Here is a 25,498-nt window from a genome sequence, read left to right on the forward strand (position 1 = left end):
GTTATCAATGTGTGAAATAGTTAATTTCTACCAGCTGAGATGTTTTATCGATAACAAGGAGGGGTTGATGGAATTGAGGCACCTGCGCTATTTCGTCGCGGTGGCGCAGGAACTAAACTTCACCCGCGCGGCAGAAAAACTGCATACCTCGCAGCCTTCGCTGAGCAGTCAAATTCGCGATCTGGAACAGTGCGTCGGCGTGTCGTTGCTTGAGCGCGACAAACGCAAGGTGACGCTGACGGCGGCGGGGGAGTGTTTTCTGCAGGATGCGAAGGCGATACTCGACCAGGCAGAGAGTGCCAAAATGCGCGCGCGAAAAATCGTCCAGCACGATAACCACCTGGCGATTGGTTTTGTGCCGTCGGCCGAAGTCAATTTGCTGCCCGGCGTTCTGCCCTTGTTTCGCCGCAAACAACCGAATACCCGGGTTGAGCTGGTCAGTCTTATCACCACCGAGCAGGAAGATAAAATTCGCAGCGGTGAACTGGATATCGGACTGATGCGCCACCCGATCTACAGTCCGGAAATTGACTATCTTGAGTTGCTCCACGAACCGTTGGTGGTGGTGCTGCCGGTAGATCATCCGCTGGCGAAAGCAGAGAAGGTGAGCGCCAGCCAGCTGGACGGCGTTGATTTTGTCAGCACTGACCCGGCGTACTCTGGGGCGCTGGCGCCGATCGTCCAGGCGTGGTTCGAACAGCAAAAAAGCCAGCCGCGTATTGTCCAGGTGGCGACCAATATTCTGGTGACCATGAATCTGGTGGGGATGGGGCTCGGGGTGACTTTGATACCCGGTTATATGAATCATTTTAATACTGGCCGGGTGGTTTTTCGTCCTATCGCCGGCAATGCCCCGACCATTGCGCTGCTGATGGCATGGAAAAAAGGCACCATCAAGCCGGCGCTGGCCGATTTTATCGCCACGGCCAGAGAGCATGCGGCTGCAGGATAATCTCCTGTCTGTAGCGGACCGCTGACGGGCGGCGGCGCCTGAACGTCGGTCGTGAGCTGTGATGAACTTCACGATTTTAACGCAAACTTTCAGGGTTATGTCTGTCAGCCTGTCTGGCCTGTCATCCTACGCCATGGCTACCTCCAACGCCTCGGGCACTGCGTTTCAGCCGCGGTATCCGCCGGAATGCCATTTTTTCCGCCAGGGGCGTCGCCCGGAGAACGAGGCACCGTGGTGAATAAACCGCCTTTTCCGCTTTCTGCCTGACTTGCGTCCGCCGGGGTTTATCGCCAGACTGTCGCCACCATTCGGGAGGGAATCATGGTCTTGCACTCCACGCGCTGGCTGGCGCTCAGTTACTTCACCTACTTTTTTAGCTACGGTATTTTTCTGCCCTTCTGGAGCGTCTGGCTGGCCGGTAACGGACTGACCCCGGAAACCATCGGCATCTTGCTCGGCGCCGGTCTGGTAGCCCGTTTTCTCGGCAGCCTGCTGATCGCCCCGCGGGTGAGCGACCCCTCCCGGCTGATCGCCGCGCTGCGCGTGCTGGCGCTGTTAACCTTGCTCTTCGCGCTGGCCTTCTGGGCCGGCAGCCACGTCGCATGGCTGCTGGCGATCATTGTGGGCTTCAACCTGTTCTTTTCGCCGCTGGTGCCGCTGACGGATGCCCTGGCCAATACCTGGCAAAAGCAAATCACCATGGACTATGGCCGGGTGCGGCTATGGGGCTCCATCGCCTTTGTGATTGGTTCGGCGCTGACCGGCAAGCTGGTGAGCCTGTTTGATTACCGGGCGATCCTGCTGATGCTCAGCCTGGGCGTCGCCTCGATGCTGCTCGGCATGCTGCTGAAACCGTCGGTGATGCCCGAGGGGGCGTCGCGCCAGCAGCAGGGGGCCGGGCTGGCGGCCTGGCTGACGCTGGTGCGCCAGAGCTGGCGCTTTCTCGCCTGCGTTTGCCTGCTGCAGGGGGCGCACGCCGCCTACTACGGCTTTAGCGCCATTTACTGGCAGCAGGCAGGCTATTCGGCCTCGGCGGTGGGCTATTTGTGGTCGCTAGGCGTGGTGGCGGAAGTGGTGATCTTCGCGCTGAGTAAAAAGGTGTTCCGCCGCTTCAGCGCGCGGGATCTGCTGCTGCTCTCTGCCCTGTGCGGGCTGGTCCGCTGGACGCTGATGGGCTGGACCACGGCGCTGCCGGGGCTTATCCTCGCGCAGATCCTTCACTGCGGTACCTTTACGGTGTGTCATCTGGCGGCGATGCGCTATATCGCCGCCCGCCAGGGCAGCGAAGTGATCCGCCTGCAGGCCGTCTACTCCGCGGTGGCGATGGGCGGCAGTATTGCCATCATGACCGTCTTCGCCGGCTTCCTCTACCAGCACCTGCACCAGGGCGTGTTCTGGGTGATGGCGCTGCTGACCATCCCGGCGCTGGCTATCCGGCCAAAAACGGTGGCGGCCTAGTCTTCGAGCATCGCGCAGATATGCTGCTGCTGGCGTTCAGTGAAGCAGTTCTCCGCGTGGATCAGCGGCGGTGAAAACAGCGGCAGCGCCGTCGCATAGGGGGTGACGATAAGCGTCACCCCTTTGGGCGCCCCCTCTTTCTGAAAGCGCTCTACGCTCTGGTATTTAATGTTCAGCGGCAGCAGCGTCAGTTCGCGCAACTGCTGCTCCAGGGCCGCCTCCATATCCGGATTATCATCGGTCAGCAGCAGAACCTGCTTCTCATGCAGGTCGCTTTTCTGCATCAGCCAGGCGCCAAAGATCACTGCGATTAAGCCGGTCTCTTCCTCATTAAAACGGACATGCCAGGCCTCCTCGAATTCGCTCAATGCCGCCTGGGTGGTGCGCAGTAAGCGAGGATAGAGCCGGCTCACTTCCTCTGTGAGCGTGTTATCGATGCCGATAGCAAACACGCTGCGGATCAACGCCTGCGACAAGTGAATATAAAGCTGATCGCTCAGCCCCTGCTCGTCACTGAACGACCTGCCGGCGAGCATCTGGAAGCGGTGGATCAGGCCGGAAATAGCCAGCCGCAGGCGTCGATCCTGCGGGTGACCATCGCGAAGCGGATCGGGGGTTTTGAGCATCATAAACAGCAGCGAGAGGAAAAAAGGCTCTCCGACATGCGGCGTCGCGCCGACCCGACGCTGCCAGTGGCGGACAATCTCCTGCGCCAGGGTGAACTCGGCGGCGGTCTGCGCCCAGCGTTGCTGTTCATCATTGAAGTCGGGTGAATATCCCCGGTGATGCTCAAGCAGACAGTACTGCAGGTACAGGCGCAGAAACTGAACGTCCCGGCAGTCGAACTGGCGATTGAGCGCTCGCGCGCAGCGGTTCACCAGCGCCTGCAGGTTAGTATCATCGTACAGGGTACGGGCGATGCCTTCCTGTTTAAGCTGCGTTTTCAGCGCCGGGGTAAAATGATGGTTAACGAACTGCGGGCACAGGCGCAGGCCCCGCCGCAGCGCATGCAGCAGGCATAAACGTTGGTCGAGCGCGGCGCCTTCAATCCGATAGCTGCCGTCCACCTGTGACCGAAGGGTCAGGCGGTGGTAACGCTGAATTTCGCGTCCGGTCTCCTCAATATCCTGCCGGGCCGTGGTCTCATCAACGAGGTTGATTCTGCCAAGCCGTTCAGTCGTTACCGACTGTCCGGGCAGATAAAACATCAGGAGCACCTGGCTACGGCGCTGTGGACTGGAAAGCGCAGATGGTGGTTCAATGACGGTCATCATCTGGTAAGTTCCAGTTAGGGTTTCCGCTAAGAATAGACAATGACAGCGGCGGGGGCAGGGAAGTGCGCCCGCTTTAGCTCAGGATTGCTGGCGAAGTTCACAGAATTTTTCACGTGAGGAACAGATGAACAGAGTGAAACAATGCACCAGCGCGGCGTTTTTCATGGTTTTATCATGGACAGCCGCCGCGCATCCGCATAGCTTCATCAGTTTGCAGAGCGAGCCGGTGGTCAAAGAGGGCTTGCTGAGCGGGTTTAAAATGCGCTGGACGATGGATGAAATTACCTCATCGGATCTGCTCTACGACGCCGGAAACGCTAAACCGGGCAGCGAAGTATGGAAAAAACTGGCGGCGGAGGTGATGGCCAACGTGCTCGGCCAGCACTATTTCAGCGAGCTGTGGCACAACGGCCAGCGGGTGAAATTTGAAAATCGCCCCGACGGCTACGGTCTTGAGCGCGACGGCCTGCAGGCGGTACTGACCTTCACCCTGCCGCTGGCGACGCCGCAACCCGTTGCCGGACAGACATTTACCTTTTCCACTTTCGACCCGACCTACTATGTCGACATGTTTTATGACAAAGATAGCGATTTTTCCCTGCCCGCAGGGCTGCAGGCCGACTGTAAGGCAACGGTAATGACGCCAAAACCGAATGACAAAATGCTCTCATACGCCCAGTCGCTGGATAAAGCGGATGCGCCGCCGGAGGATATGGCGCTGGGCAGCTATTTTGCCCAGAAGGTGACCCTGACATGTCAGTAATTTTTACCCCGCGCACGCGCGCGTCGCGCTGGAAAGCGCTGTGGCCGTTGGCGCTACTGCTGGCCGTGAGCGTCACGGGCGGCTTCTGGCTGTGGCAGGCCTGGCCGCAGGTGCTGATGCAGAGCGCGGTCTGGCAGCGCGCGCTCAATCTGGAGCTCAGCCGCCTGCTGCAGGCGGTGGCGGAGAACCCGGCGGCGGCGGGGCTGTCGCTGCTTGGGTTCAGCTTCGTTTACGGGGTGCTCCATGCCTTAGGGCCCGGCCACGGCAAAATTGTCATTACCACCTGGCTTGCCACCCATCCCTCGAAGTTGAAATCGAGTATTAACCTGACGCTGGCCGCCTCTTTATTGCAGGGGCTGGTGGCTATCGCGCTGGTGGTAGTGGTGCTGGCGCTGCTGCAGCTGCCGGCGCGCCAGCTGCATCTCAGTAGTTTCTGGCTGGAGAAGGGGAGCTATTTGCTGGTGGGCGCGTTAGGTCTGCTGCTCTGCTGGCGGGCGCTGAAAAAGCTGCGTCTGCTGCTGAGCCGGCCAACGTTTACCGCGTTTACCCCGCATCATGTTCATAACGAACACTGCGGCTGCGGGCATCAGCATCTCCCGGCCCCGGAGCAGCTGCAGGCCGGCGACGACTGGCGGGCTCGCACCGTGATTGTCCTGTCGATGGGCATGCGTCCCTGCTCGGGGGCGATCATGGTCCTGCTGTTCAGCAAGGTGATCGGGGTGTTCAACTGGGGGATGGCGGCGGCGCTGGCGATGGCGGCAGGGACCTCATTGACTATCACGGCGCTGGCGCTGCTGGTGCACAGTTTTCGCCAGCTGGCGGTGAAGCTGGGTCGGCATCAGGCGCCGCCGCTGTGGCGCCAGGTGGGCTGGCTGACGCTGGCGCTGGCCGGCGGCGTGGCGCTGCTGGTGGCCGCTGTCGTGATGTGGAGTAGCGCGATCGCGCCAGGCGGCGGTTTGCGGCCGTTTTAGAACATAAAAAAAGGAAGCCGCGGCTTCCTTTTTACATCTGCAAGAGATTAACGCTTCAGCGCGTCGCTCAGCTGCTCGCGCATATTCGCCAGCATCGCTTTCACCACACGCGGGTTACCGGCAACGATGTTGCCCGTCAGCATATAGTTATGACCGCCGGTGAAGTCGCAAACGATAGCGCCTGCTTCACGGGCGATCAGCTCGCCTGCGGCGAAATCCCATGGTTTCAGAGCAATTTCAAAGTAACCGTCAACGCGGCCGGCGGCAACGTAGGCCAGATCCAGCGCGGCGGAGCCGGTGCGGCGGAAATCGGCGCATTCGGTGAACATGTTGCCGAGAATATTCATGTAAGTGGTGGCGTGCTGCTTCGCCTTGAACGGGAAACCGGTCGCGATGATGGTGCCGTCGAGGTCGCGAGCGTTGCTGCCGCGCAGACGGTAGCCGTTCAGCTGCGCGCCCTGGCCGCGGGTCGCGGTGAACAGTTCGTTACGCATCGGATCGTAAACCACCGCGACTTCAGTACGGCCTTTGATGCGTACGGCGATGGAAACAGAGAAGTGCGGCAGTCGTTTAACGAAGTTGGTGGTGCCATCCAGTGGATCGATAACCCATTGAACATCCTGCTCTTCACCAGCGTGTTCACCGCTTTCTTCGGTGATAATGGTGTGCTGCGGGTAAGATTTGCGAATGGTTTCGATAATAATCGCTTCGGCGGCTTTATCGACGTTGGTCACAAAATCATTGCTGCCTTTCTGGCTGGTTTCTACGGTGTCTGGCGTTTCGTAGTGTTTGGCAATTAAATTACCCGCCTTGCGCGCGGCGCGCACGGCGATGTTCAGCATCGGATGCATCGGTCTCTCTCACTGGATGTTAAAGAACGGGAAAAAACGGCGCATATAATAACAGCGAATTCTGCTTATGTCTCCGTTTTATGGTAGCATGCCCGAATAATCTTTAGCCGAAGAACCATAATGCTGCAAAATATTCGAATCGTACTGGTAGAAACCTCCCACACCGGCAATATGGGCTCCGTTGCCCGCGCGATGAAAACCATGGGCTTAACCAACCTGTGGCTGGTCAATCCGCTGGTGAAACCTGATTCCCAGGCCATTGCGCTGGCCGCGGGCGCCAGCGACGTCATTGGCAACGCGCAGATCGTCGATACCCTTGATGAAGCGCTGGCGGGCTGTAGCCTGGTGGTTGGCACCAGCGCGCGCTCCCGCACGCTGCCGTGGCCGATGCTCGATCCCCGCGAATGCGGCCTGAAAAGCATCGCCGAAGGCCAGCATGCGCCGGTGGCGCTGGTGTTTGGCCGCGAGCGCGTTGGCCTGACCAACGACGAACTGCAGAAGTGTCACTACCATGTGGCCATCGCCGCCAACCCGGAGTACAGCTCGCTGAACCTGGCGATGGCGGTGCAGGTTATCGCCTACGAAGTGCGGATGGCCTGGCTGGCGGCGCAGGAGCAAGCGCAGCCGGCGGTTGAGCACGAAGAAGCGCCGTACCCGCTGGTGGATGACCTGGAGCGTTTCTACGGTCATCTTGAGCAGACGCTGCTGGCGACGGGCTTTATTCGCCCGAATCATCCGGGGCAGGTGATGAACAAACTGCGTCGTCTGTTCACTCGTGCGCGCCCGGAAAGCCAGGAGCTGAACATCCTGCGCGGCATGCTGGCCTCGATTGACCAGCAGAATAAAGGCAAGTAACCGCGTTGATGCCGGATGGCGCTGCGCTTATCCGGCATGCAAATCACGCGGCCCTTGCTATCTCCTGGTGGGAGAGGGCCGGGGTGAGGGCGCCCGGCAACGCGGAAGGAAAACGGCACGGAAAGCCAAATACCTGACTAAAACAGTCAAGTAAATAGTTGACCAAATTACTCGGGAATGTCAGACTTGGCCCTGCTATGCAATACCCATATTAATAAAAAGCCCGGCCAGGGGCGAGTTTGAGGTTAAGTAAGACATGAGACTGACATCTAAAGGGCGTTATGCCGTGACCGCGATGCTTGACGTTGCGCTCAACTCTGAAACGGGCCCGGTGCCGTTGGCAGATATTTCAGAGCGTCAGGGAATTTCGCTTTCCTATCTGGAACAGCTGTTCTCTCGCCTGCGTAAAAATGGCCTGGTTTCCAGCGTTCGTGGCCCAGGCGGCGGTTATCTGTTAGGTAAAGATGCCGGCAGTATCGCCGTCGGCGAAGTCATTAGCGCCGTGGACGAATCCGTTGACGCTACCCGTTGCCAGGGCAAGGGCGGCTGTCAGGGCGGCGATAAATGCCTGACTCACGCGCTGTGGCGCGATCTGAGCGAACGCCTGACCGGCTTCCTGAACAATATCACCCTCGGAGAACTGGTGAATAACCAGGAGATCCTCGATGTTTCCGGTCGTCAGCATCAGCACGAAACCCAGCGCAATGCGCGCACCCAGGACGCGATCGACGTTAAACTGCGCGCCTGAGTGACCCGTCCCGTTTCGGGCTGCGGCTGACAGGGCGAGGCAGCGCGAAACGGCGGGACAACGATTATAAAGAGCTTTCAGAATCAGGCCGGGATGCTCCGACATTCCGTGTACTCGGTCGTACATCAAGCCGGTTGCCTGATTCCTTGCATTGAGTGATGTACGGAGTTTAAGAGCAATGAAATTACCGATTTACCTCGATTACTCCGCAACCACGCCGGTGGACCCGCGTGTTGCCGAGAAAATGATGCAGTTCCTGACCATGGACGGGACCTTTGGTAACCCGGCCTCCCGTTCCCACCGTTTTGGCTGGCAGGCTGAAGAGGCGGTTGATATCGCCCGCAATCAGATTGCCGAGCTGGTCGGTGCCGACCCGCGCGAAATCGTCTTTACCTCTGGTGCGACTGAATCCGACAACCTGGCGATCAAGGGTGCAGCCAACTTTTATCAGAAAAAAGGCAAGCACATCATCACCAGCAAAACCGAGCATAAAGCGGTTCTGGATACCTGCCGTCAGCTGGAGCGCGAAGGCTTTGAAGTGACCTACCTGGCGCCGCAGAGCAACGGGATTATCGATCTGAAAGAGCTGGAAGCGGCGATGCGTGACGACACCATCCTGGTTTCCATCATGCATGTGAATAACGAAATCGGCGTGGTGCAGGATATCGCTACCATCGGCGAGATGTGTCGCGCCCGCGGTATCATTTACCACGTAGACGCCACCCAGAGCGTGGGCAAGCTGCCTATCGATCTGAGCCAGCTGAAAGTTGACCTGATGTCCTTCTCCGGTCACAAAATCTACGGTCCGAAAGGCATCGGCGCGCTGTACGTGCGTCGTAAGCCGCGTATTCGTATCGAAGCGCAAATCCACGGCGGCGGCCACGAGCGCGGTATGCGTTCCGGTACTCTGCCTGTTCACCAGATCGTCGGCATGGGTGAAGCTTACCGTATCGCCAAAGAAGAGATGGAAAGCGAGATGGCGCGTCTGCGCACGCTGCGCAACCGTCTGTGGAACGGCGTGAAGGATATGGAAGAAGTGTACCTCAACGGCGACCTCGAGCAGGGCGCGCCGAACATTCTTAACGTCAGCTTCAACTATGTTGAAGGCGAGTCGCTGATTATGGCGCTGAAAGACCTGGCGGTTTCCTCCGGTTCAGCCTGTACTTCCGCGAGCCTTGAGCCATCCTACGTGCTGCGCGCGTTAGGCATGACTGATGAACTGGCGCACAGTTCTATTCGTTTCTCTTTAGGTCGTTTCACTACCGAAGAAGAGATTGACTACGCCATCAACCTGATTCGTAAATCCATTGGCCGTCTGCGCGAGCTTTCTCCACTGTGGGAAATGTTCAAACAGGGCGTGGATCTGAACAGTATTGAATGGTCACATCACTAATTCGGCACCAATAAGGAGAATTCATCATGGCTTACAGCGAAAAAGTTATCGATCATTACGAGAACCCGCGCAACGTCGGCTCTTTTGACAACAGCGACGAGAACGTCGGCAGCGGCATGGTCGGCGCGCCGGCCTGCGGCGACGTGATGAAGTTGCAGATTAAAGTCAACAATGAAGGTATCATTGAAGACGCGCGCTTCAAGACCTACGGCTGCGGTTCCGCTATCGCTTCCAGCTCTCTGGTCACCGAGTGGGTGAAGGGTAAATCCCTGGACGAAGCGCAGGCGATCAAGAACACCGATATCGCCGATGAACTGGAGCTGCCGCCGGTGAAAATTCACTGCTCTATTCTGGCGGAAGACGCGATTAAAGCCGCGATTGCGGATTACAAAAGCAAACGTGAAGCAAAATAATTAGTTGAGGTTTTGTTATGTCGATTACTCTTAGCGACAGTGCAGCAGCGCGAGTCAATGCCTTCCTGGCAAACCGCGGAAAAGGGTTTGGCCTGCGCCTGGGCGTGAGAACCTCCGGCTGCTCAGGTATGGCCTATGTACTGGAGTTTGTTGACGAGCCGGCGGCTGAAGACACCGTGTTTGAAGACAAAGGCGTGAAGGTCGTGATCGACGGCAAAAGTCTGCAATTCCTCGACGGCACGCAGCTGGACTTCGTCAAAGAAGGCCTTAACGAAGGGTTCAAGTTCACTAACCCTAACGTCAAAGATGAGTGCGGCTGCGGCGAAAGCTTTAACGTATAATCGGTACTCCCCAACCCCACCGCGGTCACGCCGCGCGTGGGGTTTTCGTTTAGATGCATGACCCTGAGGTTACTATGGACTATTTCACCCTCTTCGGGTTACCAGCCAGCTATACCCTCTCGCTTGAACAACTGGCTGTCCGGTATCAGGATCTGCAGCGCCAGTACCATCCGGATAAATTTGCCAGCGCGCCCGCTGCGGAACAGCTTGCGGCGGTTCAGTATTCCGCCACCATTAACCAGGCCTGGCAGACGCTGCGCCATCCCCTGACCCGCGCAGAATACCTCCTCTCGCTGCATGGCTTCGATCTGGCCAGCGAGCAGCATACCGTTCGCGATACCGCGTTCCTGATGGAACAGCTGGAACTGCGCGAAGAGCTGGATGAGATCGGCCAGGCGAAAGACGAAGCGCGGCTGGAAGGCTTTATCAAACGAGTGAAAGCGCTGTTTGATACCCGCCATCAGCTGATGGTTGACCAATTGCATAATGAGAGCTGGGAGGCGGCGGCGGACACGGTTCGTAAGCTCCGTTTCCTCGATAAACTGCGCAGCAGTGCTGAAGAACTCGAAGAAAAACTGCTCGATTTTTAATTTTCGGAAGCAATTATGGCCTTATTACAAATTAGTGAGCCCGGCCTGAGCGCCGCGCCGCACCAGCGTCGTCTGGCGGCCGGTATCGACCTGGGCACCACCAATTCTCTGGTGGCTACCGTGCGTAGCGGCCAGGCCGAGACTCTGCCCGATCATCAAGGCCGCTATCTGCTGCCGTCGGTGGTGAATTACCACGCATCGGGGCTGACCGTCGGCTATGACGCCCGGCTGAACGCCGCCCAGGATCCCGCCAATACCATCAGCTCCGTGAAACGGATGATGGGGCGCTCCCTCGCCGATATCCAACACCGCTATCCGCATCTGCCGTATCAGCTGCAGGCCAGTGAAAACGGCCTGCCGATGATCCAGACCGCCGGCGGCCTGCTGAACCCGATTCGCGTCTCCGCCGATATCCTGAAAGCGCTGGCCGCCCGGGCCACTGAAGCGCTGGCCGGCGAGCTCGACGGCGTGGTCATCACCGTCCCCGCTTACTTTGATGACGCCCAGCGTCAGGGGACCAAAGACGCGGCGCGCCTGGCGGGTCTGCACGTGCTGCGCCTGCTTAATGAACCGACCGCGGCGGCTATCGCCTATGGCCTTGATTCCGGCCAGGAAGGGGTGATTGCAGTCTACGATCTCGGCGGCGGCACCTTTGATATTTCTATTCTGCGCTTAAGCCGCGGGGTGTTTGAAGTGCTGGCCACCGGCGGCGACTCGGCCCTCGGCGGCGATGATTTCGATCATCTGCTGGCGGACTACCTGCGCGAGCAGGCGGGCTTCAGCGACCGTAGCGACAACCGCCTGCAGCGTGAGCTGCTGGATGCCGCCATCGCGGCGAAAATCGCCCTTAGCGATGCCGAGGTGGCGCACGTTGAGGTCGGCGGCTGGCAGGGCGATATCACTCGCAGCCAGTTTAACGATCTGATCGCCCCGCTGGTAAAACGCACGTTAATGGCCTGCCGCCGGGCGCTGAAAGACGCTGGCGTTGAGGCGCAAGAGGTGCTGGAAGTGGTGATGGTCGGCGGTTCCACCCGCGTGCCGCTGGTGCGCGAGCGCGTCGGCGACTTCTTCGGTCGCACCCCGCTGACCTCCATCGACCCTGACAAAGTCGTCGCCATTGGCGCGGCGATCCAGGCCGATATTCTGGTCGGCAACAAGCCTGACAGCGAACTGTTGCTGCTCGACGTTATCCCGCTGTCGTTAGGGCTGGAAACCATGGGCGGCCTGGTGGAGAAAGTGATCCCGCGTAATACCACCATTCCGGTGGCCCGCGCCCAGGAGTTCACCACCTTCAAAGATGGCCAAACGGCGATGTCCATTCATGTGATGCAGGGCGAGCGTGAGCTGGTGCAGGATTGCCGCTCCCTGGCGCGCTTTGCGCTGCGCGGTATCCCGGCGCTGCCGGCGGGCGGGGCGCATATTCGCGTCACCTTCCAGGTGGACGCCGATGGCCTGCTGAGCGTCACGGCGATGGAAAAGTCGACCGGCGTGGAAGCCTCTATTCAGGTGAAACCGTCTTACGGTCTGACCGATGGCGAAATCGCCACCATGATAAAAGATTCGATGAGCTACGCCGAACAGGATATTCAGGCGCGCATGCTGGCTGAACAGAAAGTGGAAGCCGCACGCGTCCTGGAGAGCCTGACAAGCGCGCTGGCCGCCGACGCCGCGCTGTTAAGCGCCGCGGAGCGTCAGGCTATCGATGCCGCTGCGGAGCAGGTACGCGCCGCCGCGGCAGGCGACGACGCCGACGCCATTAAAGAAGCGATTAAAAATATCGACACACAAACCCAGGAATTCGCCGCCCGCCGTATGGATCAGTCGGTCCGTATCGCGCTGAAAGGCCAATCCGTGGACGAGGTTTAAAATGCCAAAAATTGTATTTCTGCCCCACCAGGACCTGTGTCCGGATGGCATCGTTGTGGAAGCTGAGACCGGTGAAACTATTCTGGATGCGGCGCTGCGTAGCGGCATCGAGATTGAACACGCCTGCGAAAAATCCTGTGCCTGCACCACCTGCCACTGCATCGTGCGTGAAGGCTTTGACTCGCTGGCGGAAAGTACCGAAGATGAAGACGATATGCTGGATAAAGCCTGGGGACTGGAGCCTGATAGCCGCCTGAGCTGCCAGGCGCGCGTCACCGACGAAGATCTGGTCGTTGAGATCCCGCGTTACACCATCAACCACGCACGCGAGCACTAATATGGCACTGAAATGGACCGACAGTCGTGAAATCGGCGAAGCGCTGTATGACGCTTACCCTGACCTCGACCCAAAAACCGTTCGCTTTACCGACATGCATCAGTGGATTTGCGATCTGGAAGAGTTTGATGATGACCCGAACGCATCCAATGAAAAAATTCTCGAGGCGATTCTGTTAGTCTGGTTAGACGAAGCCGAATAATTTTCGCATCATGATTTATGCGGCGGTATAAAGTCGGATGAATCATTGAGCGAGAGAACGTTACGGGCTGCCATACGGTGGCCCGTTTGCTAAGAAGGATAATGATAATGACCGAAGCCATGAAGATTACGCTTTCCACTCAGCCAGCCGATGCGCGCTGGGGAGAAAAGGCGTCTTACAGCATTAATCATGACGGCATCGCCCTGCATCTCAACGGCAAAGACGACCTGGGCTTGATTCAGCGCGCGGCGCGTAAAATTGACGGCATGGGGATCAAGCATGTCGCGTTAAGCGGCGAAGGCTGGAACACCGACCGCGCGTGGGCGTTCTGGGCGGGTTATAAAGGCCCGAAAGGCACTCGTAAAGTTGAATGGCCGACGCTGGACGATGCGCAGAAAAGCGAGCTGGATAACCGTCTGACCATTATTGACTGGGTGCGCGACACCATCAATGCGCCGGCGGAAGAGCTGGGCCCGGAACAGCTGGCGCAGCGCGCCGTCGACCTGCTGTGCAGCGTGGCGGGCGAGAAGATGAGCTATCGCATCACCAAAGGCGAAGATCTGCGTGAGCAGGGCTATCTCGGCCTGCACACGGTGGGCCGCGGCTCCGAGCGCCCGCCGGTTTTGCTGGCGCTGGACTATAACCCGACCGGCGATAAAGAAGCCCCGGTATATGCCTGTCTGGTAGGTAAAGGCATCACCTTTGATTCCGGCGGCTACAGCATCAAACAGAGCGCCTTTATGGATTCAATGAAATCCGATATGGGCGGCGCGGCGACTATCACCGGCGCCCTGGCCTTCGCGATTACCCGCGGGCTGAACAAGCGCGTGAAGCTCTATCTGTGCTGCGCCGACAACCTGATCAGCGGTAACGCTTTCAAACTGGGCGATATTATTCATTATCGCAACGGCAAAACCGTCGAAGTCATGAACACCGACGCCGAAGGTCGTCTGGTGCTGGCGGATGGCCTGATTGACGCTTCGGCGCAGAAGCCGGAGCTGATCATCGATGCCGCCACCCTGACCGGCGCGGCGAAAACCGCGCTTGGCAACGACTACCACGCGCTGTTCAGCTTTGACGATGCGCTGGCGAATCGCCTGCTGGCGAGCGCCCAGGTGGAAAATGAAGCGTTCTGGCGTCTGCCGCTGGCCGAATTCCACCGTCATCAGCTGCCGTCTAATTTCGCGGAACTGAACAATACCGGCAGCGCCGCCTATCCGGCCGGCGCCAGCACCGCGGCGGGCTTCCTGTCCCACTTCGTGGAAAACTACCACCAGGGCTGGCTGCACATCGACTGTTCGGCAACCTATCGCAAATCAGCCGTTGAGCAGTGGTCGGCGGGCGCGACGGGGCTTGGCGTACGTACTATCGCCAATCTGCTGACGGCTGAGTAATGGCCTTGCCGGGTGGCGCTATGCTTACCCGGCCTGGAAAATCCGCAGGCCCGTGCGGACGTAGCGCCGCCGGGCGATTTTTGAAGTAGCCAAACTATGTCCGAAACCAAAAACGAATTAGAAACCCTGCTGGAAAAAGCGGCTACCGAGCCCGCTCATCGTCCGGCATTTTTCAGCGCGCTGCTTGAGGCCACCGTCTGGGTACCAGGCCGCGCAGCCGATGGCGAGCAGATTGTCGAGGATAGCGCGCTGGATCTACAGCACTGGGAAAAAGATGACGGCACGTCGGTCATTCCGTTCTTCACTTCGCTTGAGGCCCTGCAGCAGGCGGTGGAAGATGAACAGGCTTTCGTGATGATGCCGGCCCGCACGCTGATGGCGATGACTCTCGGTGAATCGCTGTTCCTCAACCCGAAGCTGCCGAACGGTAAAGCGTTTACCCCGCGCGAAATCAGCCATCTGCTCGGGGAAGAGGGCAGCCCGCTCAGCACCCAGACGGTGCTGGAAGGGGGCGAAGCGCTGCTGCTGTCTGAAGTCGCCGAGCCGCCGGCGCAGATGGTGGATTCGCTGATCACGCTGTTCAAAACGCTGAAAACCGTCAAGCGGGCGTTCCTGTGCTCGATCAAAGAGCACGCCGACGCGCCCGCTAATCTGCTGATCGGCATTGAAGCGGAAGGGGATATCGAGTCCATCATTCAGACCACCGGCAGCGTGGCCACCGATACCCTGCCCGGCGATGAGCCGATCGATATTTGCCAGGTGGTGGAAGGCGAGAAGGGCATCAGCCACTTTATGATTGCCCATATCACGCCGTTCTATGAAAAGCGCTGGGGCAGCTTCCTGCGCGATTTCAAACAAAACCGCATTATCTGACAGCGGGGGCGGCTGCCCCCGGTTTCGGTATGCTTTCAGCTCGATGCAAAAGCGGAATTGCAAAGGTTAATGCAGGGCGGCAACGATCCGCGGATAGGCTGACACCATGTTATAGAGCAGAAATCCCGTCACGCACAGCGTGACGACGCCGTTGAAGAGCGCCATATCCCCGCGCCAGGCCCGGCACCTTTCCTCTCCCAGCAGATAGCGTAGCGCTGCTACCAGCCCGGCGACCAGCATAAACGCCAGTAACACCCCTACCATCTGCGCAATGACGATATACCAGCCCAGCGGCGTATTCACGCCCCGGGCGCTCATCAGCGCGATCTGCGCCGGCAAAATCGTCTGGAACCCGAGGGTGAGGAGCATCAGAAGGCGCAGATCCGCCAGTTGAGCGTCGAACGTGCGGGCCAGACGTCGGGCGTCACGCAGCAGCAGCACCCCTGATGCCACCGCCGCGGCAACGCTGACGTGCTGGAGAATAAAAATATAAAACGCCAGGGTCCCGGATCCGACCCGGGACAAAAAGAACAGATTGCAAAAGACCATGACCAGCAGGCCAAATTTCATCGCCCAGGCACGGAGTACCTCGCCGGGCCAGCGGCGGCTTGACGCCGGGTTGTGTATCATCCATGCGGCAAGCGTCGATTTACCGTAACCGGGCGCGAGCAGCACCATCAGAAAACCCAGCAGCGCCTGATGACCATAGGTGATCAGCGGGACGTCTGCCAAAGTGACGCCGAGAAAGCGGGTATAAACGGAAACGGGCGCAGGAACCAGGCTTAACCATGTCCGGTTCCATTGCGGCCAAAAATAGAGGATTGCGCCGCCGACCAGCAGGCCAGCTATGCCTCCCAGCCAGGGAAGGCGCGGGGAATAAGCAGAATGTGGGTTGGAGACTAATGCCATTTTCACTCCTTGTGGTGCCATCAGGTTATAGATTAAACGCTCAATCCTGGCGCTGGCCCCGACGGCGCGCGTTAATCGCGCTATCGGTGGGAGATGGTGAATTAGTCAGGACAACCTTCGAGCCTGGCGTAAAGATCCTCATGAATATATTCCAGCTCCAGCAAGGCGCCATCGCGTGACTCGTTGAGGGCTTGTTGATGCTGCCATTCGTCGTGGCTCTCCTTTCCACCGGTAAAAATCCCCTGCAAATATTCAATCAGTGACGATTCTGCCAGCCAAAGCTCATTCTCTTTACCCTCGAAGCGGACGACAGGATATTCACCCTGTTCATCACGTTCGGTGACATAGATAAATACCTGCTGATCCCCGGGATGGCAGAGGCGAATCAGGGCAGGAAGACGCGGATCGTCGTTCCAGACGGGCATTAGCTCTTCAAAATCCAGCCCGATCATATCAAGGCCATTCATATAATAAGCCTCTTCATCCAGTGAGTCGGAAAGCAGGACGCCATGTTCATCAATGGCGTTCAGAACCGATTCCAGCACCCGTTGACCGTAGGGGCTTGTCAGCTGGCAATCGTAGGCCAGCAGCGCTTTCAGACTCTCCGGAAGCGCCACGGTTTCGCTATTTTGCGGATCACGGTATTTCCGGACGCGCAGGCGATCCACTTCGTCTACGGGCATCGGTTTCGGGGTGGGATTGCGGTTGTGCTTGTGTACGACATCCATGAGATCCGCTAATGAAAAAGCCATCATTCAATTTCCTTATATAGTGGGCGGCAGTAAAGCCAACACGGCAGGCGCAAGCCCTGCGGCAGCACAGAGTAGCTGGTTTAGCGACTGGCAGGAGAATGAGGCGGAGAAAATCAGAAATTATTTAGTGGCCGCGGGACGGGACGTCCGCGGCCATGCGGCGTTTACTGAGCGGCAGGAGCCGGTTCAATCGGCAGATCGCTGCGCGCCCCCCATTCGCTCCATGAGCCGTCGTACAGACAGACGCCGTTCACGCCAAGCGTGGTGAGCGCCAGCACGACCACCGCCGCCGTCACGCCGGACCCGCAGCTGGCGATAATGGGCCGATCAAAATCGACGCCCTGACGCAAAAAGATGTCGTTCAGCTCGTCGACGGTCTTCAGCTCGCCGTTAATCACCAGCTCCGTCCACGGGACGTTCAGCGCGCCGGGGATATGCCCGCGCCGCAGGCCGGGGCGCGGTTCGTCAGCCTGGCCGTTAAACCGGGCCGCCGGACGAGCATCGACAATCTGCGCCGATCCTTCATGGCTGACCAGCAGCACGTCGGTCAGGCGCTTAATTTGCTGAGGATCGAACCGCACGTCGAATTCTCCTTCGGCCACCTCCGGCACCCCTTGTTCCAGCGGCAGCTCGTCGCGACGCCAGCCCTCCAGCCCACCGGCCAGAATCGACACTTTCTCCACGCCAAAGGCGCGCAGCATCCACCAGGCGCGCGGGGCGGAAAACAGATTGCCTTCGTCATAGACGACCAGGTGCTTATCGCTGCAGACGCCCAGTTCGCGCATGGCCACGGCAAACGCCTCGGCGCGCGGCATCATATGCGGCAGCGGGCTGGTGTGATCGGACAGCGCCTCGATATCGAAAAACAGCGCGTTCGGCACGTGGCCGGCGCGGTACTCCGCGGCCATATCGCGCAGGGCCTCCTGCCCGGCGGGCGCCATGCGGGCGTCGATAATCTGGATCTCCGGGTCATCAATATGTTCCGCCAGCCAGTCGGCGGCGACAAAAAACGAGGTGGACATAGGTGCCTCCGTTTTACTATTCATGACTGAATTGTCGGCGTTTTATCGGGTGCTGACAAGTTAAGGACGCCAGAGTGGGGACGACGTCACGGCACTTTTCTGATTAATCGGCAGAAACCCGCGTCATCACTGTTGAGAAGCGCCGCCTTAACGCATAATAAAAAGTGATAATTTGCATCAGGCCCACCGGCCGAGGGGTTAGAAGGATGAAACCATTTCGTTTAGCGGCGCTGTCACTGGCGCTCCTTACCGCATTTTCATTAACCGGGTGTGATGACAGCGGTACACCGCAGGCTACGGCCCCGACGCCGGCCGCCGATAGCGGCCCTGGCGCGGCGGCAAAACCGGACAGCGCCCAGCTGGCGGCGCTGGCGGAAAAAAGCCAGGGCAAAGCGCTGACGCTGCTCGACGCCTCGGAGGTGCAGCTGGATGGCGCCGCGACCCTGGTGCTGACCTTTTCCGTACCGCTGCAGCCGGACCAGGATTTCTCCCGCAGCGTGCACCTGGTGGATAAGAAGAGCGGTAAGGTAGATGGCGCGTGGGAGCTGGCGCCGAACCTGAAAGAGCTGCGTCTGCGTCACCTTGAGCCAAAGCGCGAGCTGATTGTCTCGGTCGACCCGACGCTGACCGCCCTGAACAAGGCGACGCTCGATAAACCGTTCGAGAAGACCCTGACTACCCGCGATATCGCGCCAAGCGTCGGATTTGCCAGCCGCGGCTCGCTGCTGCCGGGCAACGTGATCGCCGGTCTGCCGGTGATGGCGCTGAACGTCGATAACGTCGACGTGAACTTCTTCCGCATTAAGCCGGAATCGCTCTCGGCCTTCGTCAGCCAGTGGGAATACCGCAATTCATTAAGCAACTGGGAATCCGACGAGCTGCTGAAGATGGCCGATCTGGTATACAGCGGCCGCTTTGACCTCAATCCGGCGCGCAATACCCGCGAAAAGCTGCTGCTGCCGCTGAGCGACATCAAGCCGCTCCAGCAGCCTGGCGTCTACGTGGCGGTCATGAACCCGGCGGGTCATTATAGCTACAGCAATGCGGCGACGCTGTTTACCCTTAGCGACATCGGCGTGTCGGCGCATCGCTACCACAACCGGCTGGACGTCTTTACCCAGAGCCTGGAAAACGGCGCCGCCCAGTCTGGTATCGATGTCCAGCTGCTCAACGCCAAAGGGCAGACCCTGGCGCAGGCGAAAAGCGATAGCCAGGGCCACGTCACCCTGCAAACCGATAAAGAAGCCGCGCTGCTGCTGGCGCGCAAAGAGGGACAGACCACGCTGCTCGACCTCAAACTGCCGGCGCTGGATCTGGCGGAGTTCTCCATTGCCGGCGCGCCAGGCTTCAGCAAACAGTTCTTTATGTTTGGCCCACGGGATCTCTATCGTCCGGGCGAAACGGTGATCCTCAATGCGCTGCTGCGCGATAGCGATGGCAAACCGCTGGCGGAACAGCCGGTGAAGCTGGAGGTGGTCCAGCCGGATGGCCAGGTGATCCGCTCGGTGATGAGCAAACCGGTTAACGGCCTGTACCAGTTTACTTATCCGCTCGACAGCGGCGCGGCCACCGGCATGTGGCACATTCGCGCCAGCACCGGCGACAACCAGCCCCGCGAGTGGGATTTCCACGTCGAAGACTTTATGCCGGAACGCATGGCGCTGAAGCTGACGCCGCAGGCGGCGCCTGTCGCGCCGAATGCCGATGTCGCCTTTGATGTCAGCGGCGCTTATCTCTACGGCGCGCCGGCCAGCGGCAACACGCTGCAGGGCAAACTGTTCCTGCGCCCGCTTCGCGACGCCGTCGCCGCGCTGCCGGGCTTTGAGTTCGGCGATATCGCAGAAGAAAATCTCTCCCGCAGCCTTGATGAAGTCCAGCTGACGCTGGATGAAAAAGGCCATGGCGAAGTGACCACCTCCAGCCAGTGGCAGGATAGCCATTCGCCGCTGCAGGTGGTGTTGCAGGCGAGCCTGCTGGAGTCCGGTGGGCGTCCGGTCACCCGTACGGTTAAGCAGCCGATCTGGCCTGCCGAGGCGCTGCCGGGGATCCGCCCGCAATTTACCCTGAAGGACGTTTACGACTACCGCACCGACACCACGCTGAAGCAGCCGGTGGTGGATGAAAACAGCAACGCCGCGTTCGATATCGTCTATGCCGACGCCAAAGGCGAGAAAAAAGCCGTTTCCGGCCTGCAGGTACGGCTGATCCGCGAGCGCCGGGATTATTACTGGAACTGGTCCGATAGCGAAGGCTGGCAGTCGCAGTTCGATCAAAAAGATCTGCAGGAGGGCGAGGAGTCGCTGGATCTGCAGGCCGGCCAGATCGGTAAAGTGAGCTTTCCGGTAGAGTGGGGCTCCTATCGCCTGGAGGTGAAAGGGCCGGACGATGTCGTCAGCAGCGTGCGCTTCTGGGCGGGCTACAGCTGGCAGGATAACAGCGAAGGCACCGGCGCAGCGCGCCCGAACCGGGTCACCATGAAGCTGGATAAACCGAGCTATAAGCCGGGCGACACCATCAGGCTGCACATCGCCGCCCCGGCGGCGGGTAAAGGCTACGCGATGGTGGAATCCAGCGAAGGGCCGCTGTGGTGGCAGGAGATTGACGTACCCGCCGAGGGGATGGACCTGTCGATCCCGGTGGATAACGCCTGGAATCGCCACGACCTCTACCTCAGCACGCTGGTGGTTCGCCCCGGCGATAAATCCCGCTCGGCGACGCCGAAACGCGCGGTGGGCCTGCTGCATCTGCCGCTGGGCGATGAAAACCGTCGCCTGACGCTGGCGCTGGAGGCCCCGGATAAAATGCGCCCCAACCAGCCGCTGACGGTGAAAGTGAAAGCCAGCGTCAAAGAGGGAGAGGCGCCGAAGCAGGTTAACGTTCTGCTCTCGGCTGTCGATAGCGGGGTGCTGAATATTACCGATTACGCCACCCCGGATCCGTGGAACGCCTTCTTCGGCCAGAAACGTTATGGGGCGGATATTTATGATATTTACGGCCAGGTGATTGAAGGGCAGGGGCGTGTGGCCAGTCTGCGCTTCGGCGGCGATGGCGACGAGTTAAAACGTGGCGGTAAACCGCCGGTTAACCATGTGACCATCATCGCCCAGCAGGCGCAGCCGGTGGTGCTGAACGATCAGGGCGAAGGGACGGTGACGCTGCCGATCGGTGATTTTAACGGCGAGCTGCGGGTGATGGCTCAGGCCTGGACGGCGGATGACTTCGGCAGCAGCGAAGATAAAGTGGTGGTGGCCGCCCCGGTCATCGCCGAGCTGAATACCCCGCGCTTCCTCGCCAGCGGCGACACCACCCGTCTGGCGCTGGATCTCAGCAACCTGACCGATAAACCGCAAACTCTGCAGGTTCATCTTGCCGCCAGCGGACTGGTGACCTTGACCGAGGGTCAACTGCCGTCGGTGCAGCTGGCGCCGGGGGCGCGCAGCACGCTGTTTGTGCCGGTGAGCGCGCTGCCGGGCTTTGGCGATGGCCAGGTGAGCGCCACTATCAGCGGCCTGAGCCTGCCGGGGGAAACCTTCGCCCCGCTGCAGAAGCAGTGGAAAATCGGCGTTCGTCCGGCGTTCCCGGCGCAGACCGTCAACAGCGGCGCCGTGCTGCAGCCCGGCGAAAGCTGGCAGGCGCCAGCGGCGCAATCGGCAGGTTTCGCCCCGCAGACGCTGCAGGGCCAGCTGCTGCTCAGCGGCAAGCCGCCGCTGAATCTCGCGCGCTATATCCGCGACCTGAAAGCCTATCCTTACGGCTGCCTTGAGCAGACCGCCAGCGGCCTGTTCCCGTCCCTGTATACCAGCGCGGCGCAGCTAAAAGCGCTGGGCATCAGCGGGGACAGCGACGAAAAACGTCGCGCGGCAATCGATGTCGGGATCTCGCGCCTGCTGCAGATGCAACTGGAAAACGGCGGCTTTGCGCTATGGGATAAAGAGGGGCCGGAAGAGTACTGGCTGACGGCTTACGCCATGGATTTCCTTGTTCGCGCGGGCGAGCAGGGCTATAGCGTACCGGTCAACGCCATTAATAAAGGTAACGAACGCCTGCTGCGCTATCTTCAGGAGCCGGGGCTGATGACCGTGCGCTACAGCGACGACGCCCAGGCCAGCCGCTTTGCCGCTCAGGCCTATGCCGCACTGGTGCTGGCGCGTCAGCAAAAAGCCCCGCTCGGCGCATTGCGTGAAATCTGGAGCCGTCACGACCAGGCGCGATCCGGCCTGCCGCTGCTGCAGCTCGGCATTGCGCTGAAAACCATGGGCGATGCGCCGCGCGGCGATGAGGCCATGAAGCTGGCGGTTGCCACGCCGCGCCATGATGAGAATCGCTGGCTGGGCGATTACGGCAGCTCGCTTCGCGATGACGCGCTGAAGCTGGCGCTGCTGGAAGAGAACAAGCTGCTGCCGGAGGCGCAAAACACGCTGTTGAGCACGCTGTCGGAAGAGGCCTACGGCCAGCGCTGGCTGTCGACCCAGGAAACCAACGCTCTGTTCCTTGCCGGGCGCACGCTGGCCGACCTGCCGGGCGACTGGCAGGCGCAAACCTCGCTGCAGGCTGAGCCGCTGGCCGGCGATAAAGCGCAAACCCGTAACCTCGACGGCGATCGGCTGGCGACGTTGCAGGTGAGCAACACCGGCAGTCAACCGCTGTGGCTGCGTCTGGACAGCAGCGGCTATCCGCAAAGCGCGCCGCAGCCGGGCGGCAACGTCCTGGGAATTGAACGCGCCGTTTTCGATACCCAGGGGCGGCAGAAGTCGCTGTCGTCGCTGCGCAGCGGCGAACTGGTGCTGGTCAAGCTGGAGGTGACCGCCAGACGCAACGTGCCTGACGCGCTGGTGGTTGACCTGCTGCCGGCGGGACTCGAGCTGGAAAACCAGAATCTGGCCAACAGCAGCGCCAGCCTGCAGGAGAATGGCGAAGCGGTGCAAAACCTTCTTAACCAGATGCAGCAGGCCGATATTCAGCATATCGAGTTCCGCGACGACCGCTTCGTCGCCGCTGTCGCGGTCAATGAAGGTCAGCCGGTGACGCTGGTCTACCTGGCGCGGGCGGTCACGCCGGGCACCTACCAGGTCCCGCTGCCGCAGGTGGAATCGATGTATGTGCCGCAGTGGCGGGCGACCGGGACCGCCAGCGGTCCGCTCACCGTGACGCCGTAAATGCGCGTAGTGCATCGGGTAAAACGCCGCTGGCGCTGGCTGGCGGCGTTTATTTTTCTGCTGTGGCTGGCGGTTCTGACCGCCGATCGCCTGTGGCCGCTGCCGCTGCATGACGTCACGCCTGCCCGGGTGGTCGTGGCGGAGGACGGGACCCCCCTGTGGCGGTTTGCCGACGCGCAGGGCGTCTGGCGTTATCCGGTGACTCTCGCCGACGTGTCGCCGCGCTATCTGCAGGCGCTTATTCAGTATGAGGACCGCTGGTTCTGGCGCCATCCGGGGGTCAATCCCTTCGCTGTAGTGCGCGCCGCCTGGCAGGATCTCACCTCCGGGCGGGTCATTTCCGGCGGCAGTACCCTCACCATGCAGGTGGCGCGCCTGCTCGATCCCCACCCCCGCACTTTCGGCGGCAAGCTGCGCCAGCTGTGGCGGGCGCTGCAGCTGGAGTGGCATCTGTCAAAGAGCGAAATCCTGACCCTGTATCTGAATCGTGCGCCCTTTGGCGGCACCCTGCAGGGGATCGGCGCGGCCAGTTGGGCTTATCTCGGCAAGCCGCCCGCGCAGCTCAGCTACGGCGAGGCGGCGCTGCTGGCGGTGCTGCCCCAGGCGCCCAGCCGTTTACGTCCGGACCGCTGGCCGCAGCGGGCCCAGGCTGCGCGGGATAAAGTCCTTGCGCGCATGGTCAGCCAGGGCGTCTGGCCGAGGCTGGCGGTAAAGGAGGCGATGGAGGAGCCGGTGTGGCTGTTTCCGCGGCAGATGCCGCAGCTGGCGCCGCTCTTCGCCCGCCGGACGCTGGCGACCAGTCGTGAGGAAAAAGTGGTGACGACCCTCGATGCCGGACTGCAGCGGCAGCTCGAGGATCTGGCGCTGAACTGGAAGTCGCGCCTGCCGCCGCGCAGTTCGCTGGCGATGGTTGTCGTCGACCACACGGATATGAAAGTCCGCGGCTGGGTGGGGTCGGCGGATATTACGGACGACAGTCGCTTTGGCCACATTGATATGGCGTCGGCGGTCCGTTCGCCGGGGTCGGTGCTGAAACCCTTTATTTATGCGCTGGCGATGGATGAAGGACTGATCCATCCGGCGTCGTTATTGCAGGATGTGCCGCGGCGCTTTAGCGATTATCGCCCCGGTAACTTTGACAGCGGCTTTCACGGCCCGGTGAGCGCCAGCGACGCGCTGGTGCGCTCCCTGAATCTGCCGGCGGTCCAGGTGCTCGAAGCCTACGGGCCCAAACGTTTCGCGGCGAATTTGCGCAATGCCGGGTTGCCCCTGATGCTGCCCGTCGGCGCCGAGCCGAATCTGTCGTTGATCCTCGGCGGCGCCGGAGCGAGACTGGAAGATATCGTCGCGGCGTACAGCGCCTTTGCCCGCCACGGGAAGGCGGCGCGGCTGCGCATGACGCCCGGAGACCCGCTGGTGGAAAGGGCGCTGATATCCCCGGGGGCGGCGTGGATCGTCCGGCGCATCCTGGCCGGCGAAGCGCAGCCGGTTCCCGATGCCTCACTCCCGCAAGCGGTGCCGCTGGCCTGGAAGACCGGCACCAGCTACGGGTATCGCGATGCGTGGGCGGTGGGCCTCAATGCACGTTATCTGATTGGCATCTGGACCGGGCGTCCGGACGGTACGCCGGTGGTGGGGCAGTTTGGCTTCGCCAGCGCGGTGCCGTTGCTCAATCAGGTCAATAATCTGCTGCTCGCCCGCCCGGCGATGAGCCGCGGCGGCCTGCCGATCGATCCGCGACCGGCAACGGTCAGCCGCGGGACGCTCTGCTGGCCCGGCGGCCAAGCGCTGCCGGCGGGCGACAGCAACTGCCGTCGTCGCCTGGCCAGCTGGCTGCTGGAAGACAGCCAGCCGCCGACCCTGCTGCTGCCGGGGCAGGAGGGCGTGCGCGGGATCCGCTTCCCGGTGTGGCGCAATGAACACGGCGAACGGGTGGCGGCGGATTGTCCCGGGGCGCGCGAAAGTGTGGTGGAGGTCTGGCCGCTGCCGCTGGATCCCTGGCTACCGCCGGGGGAACGTCGCTCCGCGCGTCTGGGGCCGGCATCGAAGGCATGTCCGCCGTTGCAAACTCAGGATGCCGCGCCGCTGGTGCTCTCCGGGGTCCGCGAGGGGGCGGTGATTAAACGTCTGCCGGGGGAGGCGCGGGTGATGTTGCCCCTGCAAACCAGCGGTGGTGAAGGGCGGCGCTGGTGGTTTATCAACGGCCAGCCGATAGATGCCGCCGGCGCGAGAACCACGCTAACTCTGGATAAGCCCGGCGAGTGTCAGCTGGTGGTGATGGATGAGGCAGGACAAACGGCGGCCGCGCGTTTTACCCTGCAATAACCAGGGTAAATTTGTTGTTGGCGGTTTGTGTTTTCAATACTCATCTTATTTTA

General features: G+C 60.5%; 22 protein-coding genes. 17 read left to right on the top strand and 5 right to left on the bottom strand.

Annotated elements, in window-relative coordinates; genetic code table 11:
* The first annotated feature begins 67 nt into the window (after positions 1–67).
* Together hcaR and K5R89_RS16840 are read left to right on the top strand one after the other, a co-directional pair.
* Positions 68–952, top strand: coding sequence for a DNA-binding transcriptional regulator HcaR (gene hcaR, locus K5R89_RS16835; RefSeq protein ID WP_044524353.1), 885 nt, complete (start codon positions 68–70; stop codon positions 950–952).
* 321 nt (positions 953–1,273) lie between these two features.
* A complete protein-coding gene (locus K5R89_RS16840) occupies positions 1,274–2,410 on the top strand; it encodes a 3-phenylpropionate MFS transporter (RefSeq protein WP_048336304.1) in 1,137 nt (378 codons plus the stop codon).
* Here K5R89_RS16840 and csiE read toward each other — a convergent pair.
* Positions 2,407–3,684 (bottom strand): stationary phase inducible protein CsiE, encoded by a 1,278-nt coding sequence (gene csiE / locus K5R89_RS16845; RefSeq protein ID WP_023290648.1) that lies wholly within the window; start codon positions 3,682–3,684, stop codon positions 2,407–2,409. The genes K5R89_RS16840 and csiE overlap by 4 nt on opposite strands.
* Positions 3,685–3,808: 124 nt before the next feature.
* Between csiE and K5R89_RS16850 the strand changes: the two genes are divergently transcribed.
* Both K5R89_RS16850 and K5R89_RS16855 read left to right on the top strand, forming a co-directional pair.
* The gene (locus K5R89_RS16850) at positions 3,809–4,447 is read left to right on the top strand and encodes a DUF1007 family protein (RefSeq protein WP_086075127.1); all 639 of its coding nucleotides are present in this window, start codon (positions 3,809–3,811) and stop codon (positions 4,445–4,447) included.
* Entirely contained in the window at positions 4,438–5,418 is a 981-nt protein-coding gene (locus tag K5R89_RS16855) for a nickel/cobalt transporter (RefSeq protein WP_023290646.1), read from the top strand. The genes K5R89_RS16850 and K5R89_RS16855 overlap by 10 nt, the downstream gene beginning before the upstream one ends.
* Positions 5,419–5,465: 47 nt before the next feature.
* Here the strand turns inward: K5R89_RS16855 and suhB are convergent, their stop codons facing one another.
* A complete protein-coding gene (gene suhB / locus K5R89_RS16860; protein ID WP_002913995.1) occupies positions 5,466–6,269 on the bottom strand; it encodes an inositol-1-monophosphatase in 804 nt (267 codons plus the stop codon).
* A gap of 120 nt (positions 6,270–6,389) precedes the next feature.
* Between suhB and trmJ the strand changes: the two genes are divergently transcribed.
* From trmJ to sseB, 11 genes are all read left to right on the top strand, one after another.
* Positions 6,390–7,124 carry a tRNA (cytosine(32)/uridine(32)-2'-O)-methyltransferase TrmJ gene (gene trmJ, locus K5R89_RS16865; RefSeq protein WP_023290645.1) on the top strand — a complete coding sequence of 245 codons (735 nt, stop codon included), beginning with the start codon at positions 6,390–6,392 and terminating at the stop codon, positions 7,122–7,124.
* 256 nt (positions 7,125–7,380) lie between these two features.
* The gene (gene iscR, locus K5R89_RS16870) at positions 7,381–7,872 is read left to right on the top strand and encodes a Fe-S cluster assembly transcriptional regulator IscR (protein ID WP_002913993.1); all 492 of its coding nucleotides are present in this window, start codon (positions 7,381–7,383) and stop codon (positions 7,870–7,872) included.
* Positions 7,873–8,050: 178 nt separating this feature from the next.
* Positions 8,051–9,265: a cysteine desulfurase gene (gene iscS / locus K5R89_RS16875; RefSeq protein WP_017900428.1), complete on the top strand. Its 1,215-nt coding sequence runs from the start codon at positions 8,051–8,053 to the stop codon at positions 9,263–9,265.
* A gap of 26 nt (positions 9,266–9,291) precedes the next feature.
* Positions 9,292–9,678 carry a Fe-S cluster assembly scaffold IscU gene (gene iscU, locus K5R89_RS16880; RefSeq protein ID WP_002913991.1) on the top strand — a complete coding sequence of 129 codons (387 nt, stop codon included), beginning with the start codon at positions 9,292–9,294 and terminating at the stop codon, positions 9,676–9,678.
* 17 nt (positions 9,679–9,695) lie between these two features.
* Positions 9,696–10,019, top strand: a complete 324-nt coding sequence (gene iscA / locus K5R89_RS16885) for an iron-sulfur cluster assembly protein IscA (protein ID WP_002913979.1) — start codon at positions 9,696–9,698, stop codon at positions 10,017–10,019.
* Between the two features lie 74 nt (positions 10,020–10,093).
* Positions 10,094–10,609 carry a co-chaperone HscB gene (gene hscB, locus K5R89_RS16890; RefSeq protein ID WP_023290644.1) on the top strand — a complete coding sequence of 172 codons (516 nt, stop codon included), beginning with the start codon at positions 10,094–10,096 and terminating at the stop codon, positions 10,607–10,609.
* A gap of 15 nt (positions 10,610–10,624) precedes the next feature.
* Positions 10,625–12,475 carry a Fe-S protein assembly chaperone HscA gene (gene hscA / locus K5R89_RS16895; protein ID WP_023290643.1) on the top strand — a complete coding sequence of 617 codons (1,851 nt, stop codon included), beginning with the start codon at positions 10,625–10,627 and terminating at the stop codon, positions 12,473–12,475.
* Between the two features lies 1 nt (position 12,476).
* Complete coding sequence (gene fdx, locus K5R89_RS16900) at positions 12,477–12,812, top strand: ISC system 2Fe-2S type ferredoxin (protein ID WP_004201872.1); 336 nt, start codon at positions 12,477–12,479, stop codon at positions 12,810–12,812.
* A gap of 1 nt (position 12,813) precedes the next feature.
* Positions 12,814–13,014 (top strand): Fe-S cluster assembly protein IscX, encoded by a 201-nt coding sequence (gene iscX, locus K5R89_RS16905; protein ID WP_002913954.1) that lies wholly within the window; start codon positions 12,814–12,816, stop codon positions 13,012–13,014.
* 107 nt (positions 13,015–13,121) lie between these two features.
* The gene (gene pepB / locus K5R89_RS16910) at positions 13,122–14,408 is read left to right on the top strand and encodes an aminopeptidase PepB (RefSeq protein ID WP_060590172.1); all 1,287 of its coding nucleotides are present in this window, start codon (positions 13,122–13,124) and stop codon (positions 14,406–14,408) included.
* Between the two features lie 96 nt (positions 14,409–14,504).
* Positions 14,505–15,281, top strand: a complete 777-nt coding sequence (sseB, locus tag K5R89_RS16915; RefSeq protein ID WP_060590170.1) for an enhanced serine sensitivity protein SseB — start codon at positions 14,505–14,507, stop codon at positions 15,279–15,281.
* A gap of 66 nt (positions 15,282–15,347) precedes the next feature.
* Here sseB and K5R89_RS16920 read toward each other — a convergent pair whose 3' ends face one another.
* The 3 genes from K5R89_RS16920 to sseA all read right to left on the bottom strand — a co-directional run bounded on the left by K5R89_RS16920 (position 15,348) and on the right by sseA (position 17,964).
* Positions 15,348–16,190, bottom strand: coding sequence for a hypothetical protein (locus K5R89_RS16920; RefSeq protein ID WP_060590168.1), 843 nt, complete (start codon positions 16,188–16,190; stop codon positions 15,348–15,350).
* 101 nt (positions 16,191–16,291) lie between these two features.
* Positions 16,292–16,942 (bottom strand): DUF5066 family protein, encoded by a 651-nt coding sequence (locus K5R89_RS16925; protein WP_023290639.1) that lies wholly within the window; start codon positions 16,940–16,942, stop codon positions 16,292–16,294.
* Between the two features lie 164 nt (positions 16,943–17,106).
* The gene (gene sseA, locus K5R89_RS16930) at positions 17,107–17,964 is read right to left on the bottom strand and encodes a 3-mercaptopyruvate sulfurtransferase (protein WP_023290638.1); all 858 of its coding nucleotides are present in this window, start codon (positions 17,962–17,964) and stop codon (positions 17,107–17,109) included.
* A gap of 206 nt (positions 17,965–18,170) precedes the next feature.
* On the opposite strand from sseA, the gene K5R89_RS16935 reads away from it, so the two are divergent.
* Positions 18,171–23,120, top strand: a complete 4,950-nt coding sequence (locus K5R89_RS16935) for an alpha-2-macroglobulin (RefSeq protein WP_217259488.1) — start codon at positions 18,171–18,173, stop codon at positions 23,118–23,120.
* On the top strand, positions 23,121–25,445 hold the full coding sequence (gene pbpC / locus K5R89_RS16940) for a peptidoglycan glycosyltransferase PbpC (RefSeq protein WP_132135575.1): 2,325 nt from the start codon (positions 23,121–23,123) through the stop codon (positions 25,443–25,445).
* The last annotated feature ends 53 nt before the right edge of the window (positions 25,446–25,498 follow it).

It is taken from the genome of Klebsiella sp. TF21-TM, from assembly GCF_019753495.1.
Taxonomy (GTDB): domain Bacteria; phylum Pseudomonadota; class Gammaproteobacteria; order Enterobacterales; family Enterobacteriaceae; genus Klebsiella; species Klebsiella quasipneumoniae.